The organism is Spirillospora sp. NPDC046719, from assembly GCF_040645715.1.
Lineage (GTDB): Bacteria > Actinomycetota > Actinomycetes > Streptosporangiales > Streptosporangiaceae > Spirillospora.
The window spans coordinates 1-9,070 of the sequence record NZ_JBEYYT010000386.1 but is presented as its reverse complement, the minus strand read 5'-3'; the positions used below and the strand labels follow the sequence as shown (position 1 = coordinate 9,070).

The window sequence follows — 9,070 nt, the reverse complement described above, 5'->3', positions numbered from 1 at the left end:
GGCGCGGGGCGGGGGTCGTGCCCGGCCGCCGGCGCCGCGGGAGCGCGCCCGGCGGGCCGCGGCGGCGGCCGTCACAGGCGCGGGTCGACGGGCTCCGACTCCAGGGCCAGCACGGCGAAGACGGCCTGGTGGACCCGCCACAGCGGCTCCCCGGCGGCGAGCCGGTCGAGCGCCTCGGTTCCGAGGGCGTGCTCGCGCATCGCCAGCGACCGCTTGCGGCCGAGCGACCTGCCGCGCAGCCGGTCGAGGTTCTCCGGCTCGGTGTAGTCCGGCCCGTAGATGATCCGCAGGTACTCCCGGCCCCGGCACTTCACGCCCGGCTGGACCTTCGCGCCCTCCGGGAGCGGACCGAGCGGCTTGACGACCATCCCCTCGCCGCCCGACGCGGTGAGCTTCTCCCACCACTCGGTCGCGGCGGCCTCCGACTCCGGCGACGCCAGGTCCACCACGACCGACTCGGTCCGCTGGAGCAGCCTGGTGGGGTCGGCGGCGGCGAGCCCGGCGGCCACGTCCATGTGCCAGTCGTGGTCGCGCGCGGTGGCCAGTGAGCGGCCCTCCGCGGCGAGCACCTGGAACGGCGCGATCCGCACTCCCTCCAGCCCGTCCACGGGCCAGCAGTAGCGCGCGTAGGCGTCGCGGAAGCGCGCCGCGTTGGCCGCGCGCCGGTCGATGTGCTCGCGGAGCCCGCCGATGTCGAGGCCGCGCTCGTGTGCGCGCGCGAGGACGTCGGACGCCATCGGCAGCGCGGCGCGCGCCGCCGCGCCGGTCGCGGCGTACTGGGTGCGGATGAGGTCCATGGCCTTGGCCGACCAGGGCAGCAGCTCGCAGTCCAGCACGAGCCATCCGGTCTCCAGCTCGTCCCACAGCCCGGTGGCGCCGATCGCGGAACGGAGGCGGCCGAGCACCTCCTCGGTCGCGGACGCGTCGCGGAAGAAGGACCGCCCGGTGCGGGTGTAGACCGCGCCGGTCGTCCCGTCGTCCACGCCGAAGCGGGTCTCGGCGACGGACGCGTCGCGGCACACGACCGCGACGGCGCGCGAGCCCATGTGCTTCTCCTCGCAGATCGCGCGCAGGACGCCCTTCTCCCGGTACGCGGCGAGCGCCTCGGCGGGGTGCTCCAGGTACCCGGGCAGCGGCGAGGTGGCGGCGGGCGCCATCGTGGGCGGCAGGTAGACGAGCCACCGCGGGTCGACGGCGAACCGGCTCATCACCTCCAGCGCGGCCAGCGCGTTCTCCTCCCGGACGGTGACGCGCCCCATCAGCCGGGTCTCCACGCCCTGGTTGCCGAGAACGTCGTCGATCTTCAGGACGTCGCTCTCGCGGTGGCCGCCCGGCGCCGAGGCGGACGCCGCGTGCAGCGGCCGGGTCGGCTCGTACCAGACCTGCCGCGCGGGCACCGACACCAGCTCGCGCTCCGGGTAGCGCAGCGCGGTCAGCTTGCCGCCGAACACCGCGCCGGTGTCCAGGCAGATGGTGTTGTTGATCCACTCGGCGTCCGGGACGGGCGTGTGGCCGTACACCACCATCGCCTTGCCGCGGTAGTCGCGCGCCCACGGGTACCGGACGGGCAGCCCGTACTCGTCGGTCTCCCCGGTCGTGTCGCCGTACAGCGCGAACGACCGGACACGGCCCGATGCGCGCCCGTGGTAGTCCTCCTTGAGCCCGGCGTGGGCCACGACCAGGCGGCCTTCGTCGAGGACGTAGTGGCTGATGAGCCCGTCCATGAAGCGCAGCGCCCCGTCGCGGAACTCCTCGGTCTCGGCGCCGAACTGCTCCATCGACTCGGCGAGCCCGTGCGACAGCCGCACCTGGCGCCCGCGCAGGGCCCGGACGAGCTTCGCCTCGTGGTTGCCGGAGACGCACAGCGCGTTGCCCGCCTCCACCATCCCCTTGACGAGCCGGACGACGCCCGGGGAGTCCGGGCCGCGGTCGACCAGGTCCCCGACGAAGACGGCGGTGCGGCCGCCCGGGTGGTTCGCGTCCACGGCGAGGCCCTGCGCGTCCCGCTCGATCCCGTAGCCGAGGTCGCCCAGCAGGTCCTCCAGCTCGGCGAGGCACCCGTGCACGTCGCCGATGATGTCGAACGGCCCGGTGAGGTCCCGCCGGTCGTTCCACGCCTTCTCGTAGACGATCGTCGCGGCGTCGATCTCCTCCTGCCCGGACAGCACGTAGCAGCGCCGGAACTCGCGGCCCAGCGTCCGCAGCCCGCGGTTCAGCTCGCGCCGCTGGCGCGGGATCACGTGCGCGGGCATGTCCCGGTCGGGCCGGACGGCGTTGCGCTCGGCGGCGAGCCGCTCGGGAACGTCCAGGACGATCGCCGCCGTCAGCACGTCGTGCTCCTTGGCGAGCCGCAGCAGCGCCTGGCGCGCCTTGCTCTGCACGTTCGTCGCGTCCACCACGGTGAGCAGGCCGCGCCGCAGCCGCTTGGCCACGATGTAGTGCAGCAGGTCGAACGCGTCGCCGGTGGCGGACTGGTCGTTCTCGTCGTCGGACACCATGCCGCGGCAGCGGTCGGACGACACCACCTGCGTCGGCGCGAAGTGCTTGCGCGCGAAGTGCGACTTGCCCGACCCGGTCACGCCGACCAGGACGACGAGCCCCATCTCCGGAAGCCGGATCTCGGTCATCGGACGAACACTCCCATCTGCGTCGGCGCGCCCACCTCGGGGTCGTCGTCGCCGACGGGCACGTGGCGGACGCGGTAGCCGTGCGCGGCGGCGACGCCGTCCGCCCAAGCGCGGAACTCCGCGCGGGTCCATTCGAAGCGGTGGTCGGGGTGGCGCATCGCGCCGGGCGCCAGCCCCTCGTAGCGGACGTTGTGCTCGGCGTTGGGGGTCGTCACGACGACGACGCGGGGCTGGGCGTGGCCGAACACGACCTGCTCCATGGCACGGAGCCGGGGCGGGTCGATGTGCTCGACGACCTCCATCAGCACGGCCGCCTCGTAGCCGCGGAAGCGGTCGTCCGCGTAGGTGAGCGCGCTCTGGAAGACGTCCAGGACGCGCTTGTCGGGACGGTGCCGCGGCTTGTCCAGGCGCAGCCGGCGCGCCGCCCCCTCCAGCGCGCGGTACGAGACGTCCGTACCGGCGATCTCCGCGAAGAACTCGTCCCGGGCGAGGCGCGCCAGGAGCTTCCCCGACCCGCACCCCATGTCGATGACGCGGCGCGCGTCCTCGTCGTGGAGCGCCTGCACGACCGCCTGGACCCGCCGCTCCGACAGCGAGGCCGGCGCCTCGTCCGCGCCGTCCGCGCCGTCCGCGCCGTTCGCGGCGGCGGCGCCGTTCTCCGCCCGCGCGGGCTCCTCCTCGACCTCGACCGGGTCGAGCGCCTCCTCCGGCGCGTCCTCCGCGTCGGCCAGGCGGCCCAGCGCGGCGCGCACGAGCGCGCGCCGGTTGGCGAGGTAGCGGCGGGTGATGGCCGCCCGGTCGGGATGCGTGCCGAGCCACCCCTCCCCCGCCCGGATGAGCTTGTCGACCTCGTCCGGCGCCATCCAGTAGTGCTTCGCGTCGTCCAGCACCGGCAGCAGCACGTAGAGCTGGTTGAGCGCGTCGGCGAGGCGCATCCGGCCGGTGAGCGTGAGCGTCACGTAGCGGGAGTCGCCCCATTCGGCGAACTCCGGGTCCAGCGGCACGGGCACGGCCGACACGTCCCAGCCCAGCGGCGCGAAGAAGCGCTCGGCCTGCCCCGGACCGCCCCGGCACGGCAGCGCCGGCAGCACGATCTCCAGGGGGATCGCGGACTCCGCCAGCTCCGGGCGCAGCGCGCACTTGCCGCGCATGGCGGTGCGGAAGACGTTCGCCATCGCGGACGCCAGCAGCGACGACGCCGCGTACGGGCGGTCGTTCACGTACTGGCCGAGGGAGAAGTCGGGCGTGCCCTTGCCGCGCGTGCGCACCAGCTTGACGGGGTCGACGTCGAGCAGCAGCGCCGCCGTGCAGCGCCCCGCGTCCGCGTCGGGGTAGAAGACGTGCGCGGTGCCGAAGGACTGGCCGAAGCTCTGCGCCTTGTCCGGATGCTTGTGCAGCAGGAAGCCCAGGTCGGTCGCCTGGTCCGCGGTGGTACTGATCGTGAGGAGCACGCCTCGAGTGTGGCGGAACCCGGCGATGCGCTTCTAATTCATTTTCCGGGCACGGAGGGGCCGGTCAGGAAACGGCCGTGCGTATCGTACGGCCACGGGTTGATCCTGCAGCCTTTCAGCCCGTAGATCTGCTGCATCATCACGGGCGCGGGGCGGCCGCGCCCCGGGCAGGTCATGTGGCCGAATCCCAGCCGGTGGCCGACCTCGTGGTTGATGGTGAGGGCGTGGTAGGCGTCCGGCTGCCCGCGGTAGTACTTCGTCAGCAGCAGCCAGCGCCGCAGGTTCACCACGACCTGCTTGCCGCCGCTGCAGTTCACCGTGCCGTTCGTGGTCATGCCGTACGAGCCGCAGATCCGGTCGACGGTCTTCGGCGACGCGAGCTGCACCACGAAGTCGTACTGGCCGGAGTTCACGCGCTGGAACGCCCATTTGCCGCTGGCCGTCCATCCGCGCGGATCGGCGAGTATCTTGTCGACGCTGCGCGCGAACTTCGTGGGGTTCTGCCGTAAGCCGCCCTCCACCTGGACCATGTAGCGCATGACCTTTCCGTGGCCGAACACGCGGCTTCCGGAAGCGGGCAGAAGGAATTTCCCCGTCCCCTTCGTGGGGATGTACAGCGAGCTCTTGGGCGTCGCGGCCGGCGCGTCGGGCGGTTCCGTCTCGACCCGGGCGCCGCCGTCGCCCTTGCCGGTCTCCCGTGCGGGCGGCGGCACGGCGGCGTGCTTGGTCCCGCCACCGAAGCTCAGGTACGCCATCGCGCCGAGCCCGGCGACGCTGATCAGCACCAGGGCGGTGACGCCCAGGATCACTCCGCGCAGCCGCGTCCGCCGGGCGCCCTCGAACTCGCGCTCCAGGTCGTCGCCGAGCCAGTCCCCCGTGGACGGACGGCGGGGCCCGCCTCCACCGCGCCCGCCGCGCCCGCCTCCGCCTTGCCCGCGTCCACCACGTCCGCCGCGCCGGCGTCCGCCTTGGCCCCCGCGTCCGCCGCGCGGTGCGGGGGGTTCCGCCGCGAAGGACGCCTCTCCTGGAAACGGCTCCTGTCCCGGAAACGGCTCCTGCGGCGGGCCCGGGTACCCGGGCCCGGCGGGCGGCATCGGCGGCTGGGGCGGAGGCGCGGGGGCCTGGCGGTGGGACGACGCCCGGCGCCGGCCCTGTCGGGATCGTGGAGGCTGCATCGCGGGCCAGCATGCCAGAAAGTAGTCAGAATATGATCATTTCCCACAAATCCCCAGGTAGCGCCACAAGTTCCAACATCTCCGGCATGACGCGCCCGACCACGAAGAGTGGCGTGCCGAGCGCGAAAAGGGTTTGCGGCCGGCCGTGCGGGACCGCCACAATCCGGAGCGACATGAGCAGACACCCCCGCCGGATGACCGCGCAGGAGACCGTGGCCGTCCTCGAACGCGGCGAGTACCGTGCCCCGGCCGGGCACACCGTCTCCATCGCCGACGACCTGGCGCGCTGCGTGCGCGACACCGTCCTCTACCGCCCGGAGGAGCTGGACGCCCTCCTCAAGGACCTGCCGGGCACGGCACCGGGCGCGGGCCCCGCCGACGGCGCCGCGACGCGCATCGAGGTGACCGACGAGACCACCCTCGCGGCGGCGCGGCGCCTGGTCGCGCCCGGGAAGGTCCCGCTGGCGCTGAACTTCGCCTCCGCCAAGAACCCCGGCGGAGGGTTCCTGAACGGAGCGCACGCCCAGGAGGAGGGCCTGGCCCGCTCGTCCGGCCTGTACCCGTCGCTGCGCGCCGCCAGGGAGTACTACGAGTTCCACCGCGCGCAGGGCGACCTGCTCTACAGCGACCACATGATCTACTCCCCCGGCGTGCCGGTGATCCGCACCGACGCCGGGCGCCTGCTCGACGAGCCGTACGGGGTCGCGTTCCTGACCTCGCCCGCTCCGAACCGGGGCGCGATCCGCGACCCCGAGAAGGCGGAGCGGATCCCCGAAGTGCTGCGCGTGCGCGCGCGCAAGGTCCTCGCGGTGGCGCTGGCCCGGGGGCACGGACGGCTGGTCCTGGGCGCGTGGGGCTGCGGCGTGTTCCGCAACGACCCGGCGGAGGTGGCGGAGGCGTTCGCCGGTCCGCTCGGGCCGGGCGGCGAGTTCGAGAACCGCTTCGAGCACGTCGTCTTCGCCGTCTGGGAGTCCGCAAAGGACACCCCCAGGCGCAACGCGTTCCGCCGCGTCTTCGGCTGACGCCCTCGCGGTGCCGTCCGCGGCGGCACCGCGGGCCTACGCGCCGCCGCCGTCCTCGATGTAGGACGCGATGCCGCGCAGGAGAACGTCGAGCCCGAACTCGAAGCGCTCGGCGCCGCCCTCGTCGGTGAGGTCGTCCACCAGCGAGACGATGCGGGGGTACCGGTCGGCCGGCAGGGCCTTGTAGTACTCGCGGATCTGGGCGAGGTACTTCTGGAAGTGCTCCCACGGGTCCTCGTCGCCCTTGATCGTCGCCGTGTAGAAGGTGTCCTCGATGGCGTCGGCGTCGATGTACATGCCCAGCGTGTCGACGGCGAGCCCGGCGATCTTCGGGGGGACGCCGGCCGCGACCATGAGGGCGAGCTGCGCCTCGGCGATGGCGAGCAGGTTCGGGCCCGTCGGGATCAGCCCCATGGAGACCTTCGCGATGTCCCGGTGCGAGGTGTAGACGCGGCGGATCTCCATCGCGACCTCCTTCAGCTGCTCGCGCCAGCGGGCCGGGTCGGGCTCGGCGGGCAGCCTGATCTCGGCGGCGACGCGGTCGAGCATCAGCTCCCGCAGCTCCTGCTTGTCCGAGACGTGCGCGTACAGGGAGGCCGGGCCGGTGCCGAGCTCCTGCGCGACGCGGCGCATGGTGACGGCCTCCAGCCCCTCGGCGTCCAGGACGGCGATCGCCGTCTCGACGACGAGCTCCTGCGTGAGCGGCTGCCGGGACGGCGCGGCCCTGCGCGGCCGGCGGCCCGGCGGCGTCGGCATGTCCGGACGTGCGCTGGCCACCTCGGGACCTCCCAATTTCACGATACATCTTGACTATCCCGAAACGCGATATATCTTCTCTACCTGAGAGACAAACCCGCGTCACGAACATCGTACTTGACACGAACGCCATTCCAACCGTAGAACAGTGTTCGTAGTTACGAACGTTGTTTGTTCCGCCCCCCGATGGAGACGACCATGACCGAGACACTGCAGACCCCCGCGGGGGCCACCGGCACGGCCGGCTACCGCTGGCGGTGGGCCGCCCTCTTCGTGATCCTCGCCGGCGAGATCATGGACATGCTGGACTCCCTGATCACCAACATCGCCGCCCCCACCATCCGCGCCGAGCTGGGCGGGTCCGCCGCCACCATCCAGTGGCTCGCGGCCGGCTACACCCTCGCCATGGCGGTCGGCGTCATCACCGGCGGCCGGCTCGGCGACCTGTACGGCCGCAAGCAGATGTTCGTCGTCGGCGCGGCCGGCTTCACCGCCGGCTCGCTGCTGTGCGGCGTGGCGGTCTCGCCCGGCATGCTGATCGGCGCCCGGCTGATGCAGGGCCTGTTCGGCGCGATGATGCTGCCGCAGGGCATCGGCATGATCAAGCAGATGTTCAGCGAGAAGGAGATGGGCGCCGCGTTCGGCGCGTTCGGCCCGGTCATGGGGCTGTCGTCGGTCGGCGGACCGGTGCTGGCCGGCTGGCTGATCGACGCCGACCTGTGGGGCACCGGCTGGCGGATGATCTTCCTGATCAACCTGCCGCTCGGCCTGGCCGCCGTGCTCGCCGGGCTGCGCTTCCTGCCCTCCGGGCGGTCCCCGCAGGCCACCCGGCTCGACCTCACCGGCGCCGTGCTGGCGTCCGTGGGCGCCGGGCTGATGATCTACCCGCTGGTGCAGGGCCGCGAGCTGGACTGGCCCGCCTGGACGTTCGCGATGATCGCCGCGTCCCTGGCCGTCTGGGCGGTCTTCGCCTGGTACGAGGCGCGCAAGCAGCGGGCCGGCGCCGACCCGCTCATCATCCCCAGCCTGTTCCGCAAGCGCGGCTTCACCGGCGGGCTCGTCGTCGGCGTCGTCTTCTTCAGCGCCATGGCGGGCACCGGCCTCGTGCTCTCGCTGTTCTTCCAGCTCGGCCTCGGCTTCTCCGCGCTCAAGGCCGGACTGTCGCAGATCCCGTGGTCGGTCGGCATCGTCCTCGGCTTCGGCGCGGCGCAGGCCGTCCAGCGGTTCGGCCGCATCGTCATCCAGGCGGGCGCCCTCGTCATGGCGGCCGGCATCGCCGGGATGTTCGCCACGCTGCAGCTCGCCGGCACCGGCGTCACGCCGTGGCAGCTCGTCCCGGCCCTGACCGTCACCGGGCTCGGCATGGGGCTGCTGATGGCCCCGTTCTTCGACACCGCCCTGGCGGGCGTCGAGCCGGAGGAGGCCGGCTCCGCGGGCGGCACCCTCACCGCGATCCAGCAGCTCGGCAGCTCGCTCGGCGCCGCCGTCCTCGGCACGATCTTCTTCGGGCTGCTCGGCGGCCACGTCGCCACCGCCGCCGACGACGGGTCGGCCGCGCTGCGCGGGCGGCTCACCGCCGCGTCCGTCCCGGCCGCGCAGCAGGAGCGCATCGTGACGGGGCTGCGGGCGTGCGGCCACGACCGGGCCACCGCCAAGGACGCCCAGGCCGTGCCGCCGTCCTGCGCGCGGATGCAGGAGGACGTCAAGGCGGCGATCGCCGCGGCGCCGGCCTCCGCCCCCGCGATCCAGAAGGCGGTGGCGGCGGACGCGGCGCACGCGGCCAAGGTCGGCTTCACCGGCGCGATGAAGATCACGCTGTGGATCGTGGTCGGCATGCTCGGCCTGACGTTCCTGGCCGTGTTCCTGCTGCCGAAGCACGCCCGTCCGCAGGACGCCGCCGGCGGCGGCGCACAGCCCGCGGTCGCCTGACACCCCGTGTCCGGCGGCGGCCTCACGGCTCCGGCGGCTCCCGGCCCGGCGTCCCGCGACCCGGCGGCCCCGAGGTCCCGCGCCCCGGCCCGGCAACCCCGGAGAAAGGC

6 protein-coding genes are annotated in these 9,070 nt (G+C 73.5%); 2 read left to right on the top strand and 4 right to left on the bottom strand.

Annotated elements, in window-relative coordinates; genetic code table 11:
* Positions 1–71: 71 nt before the first annotated feature.
* From ABZ914_RS40145 to ABZ914_RS40135, 3 genes are read right to left on the bottom strand one after another with little or no spacing between them, the layout of a single operon-like run.
* Complete coding sequence (locus tag ABZ914_RS40145) at positions 72–2,627, bottom strand: polynucleotide kinase-phosphatase (protein WP_500199802.1); 2,556 nt, start codon at positions 2,625–2,627, stop codon at positions 72–74.
* Positions 2,624–4,078: a 3' terminal RNA ribose 2'-O-methyltransferase Hen1 gene (locus ABZ914_RS40140; RefSeq protein WP_500199800.1), complete on the bottom strand. Its 1,455-nt coding sequence runs from the start codon at positions 4,076–4,078 to the stop codon at positions 2,624–2,626. The genes ABZ914_RS40145 and ABZ914_RS40140 overlap by 4 nt, the downstream gene beginning before the upstream one ends.
* A 38-nt stretch (positions 4,079–4,116) precedes the next feature.
* On the bottom strand, positions 4,117–4,887 hold the full coding sequence (locus tag ABZ914_RS40135; RefSeq protein WP_500199798.1) for a DUF3152 domain-containing protein: 771 nt from the start codon (positions 4,885–4,887) through the stop codon (positions 4,117–4,119).
* A 539-nt stretch (positions 4,888–5,426) separates the two neighbouring features.
* On the opposite strand from ABZ914_RS40135, the gene ABZ914_RS40130 reads away from it, so the two are divergent.
* A complete protein-coding gene (locus tag ABZ914_RS40130) occupies positions 5,427–6,275 on the top strand; it encodes a TIGR02452 family protein (protein ID WP_433247865.1) in 849 nt (282 codons plus the stop codon).
* Positions 6,276–6,311: 36 nt separating this feature from the next.
* Here ABZ914_RS40130 and ABZ914_RS40125 read toward each other — a convergent pair whose 3' ends face one another.
* Positions 6,312–7,052 (bottom strand): TetR/AcrR family transcriptional regulator C-terminal domain-containing protein, encoded by a 741-nt coding sequence (locus ABZ914_RS40125; RefSeq protein WP_500199795.1) that lies wholly within the window; start codon positions 7,050–7,052, stop codon positions 6,312–6,314.
* A 177-nt stretch (positions 7,053–7,229) separates the two neighbouring features.
* Here ABZ914_RS40125 and ABZ914_RS40120 point away from each other — a divergent pair, with 177 nt between their 5' ends.
* A complete protein-coding gene (locus tag ABZ914_RS40120; protein ID WP_500199794.1) occupies positions 7,230–8,960 on the top strand; it encodes an MFS transporter in 1,731 nt (576 codons plus the stop codon).
* Positions 8,961–9,070: the final 110 nt, after the last annotated feature.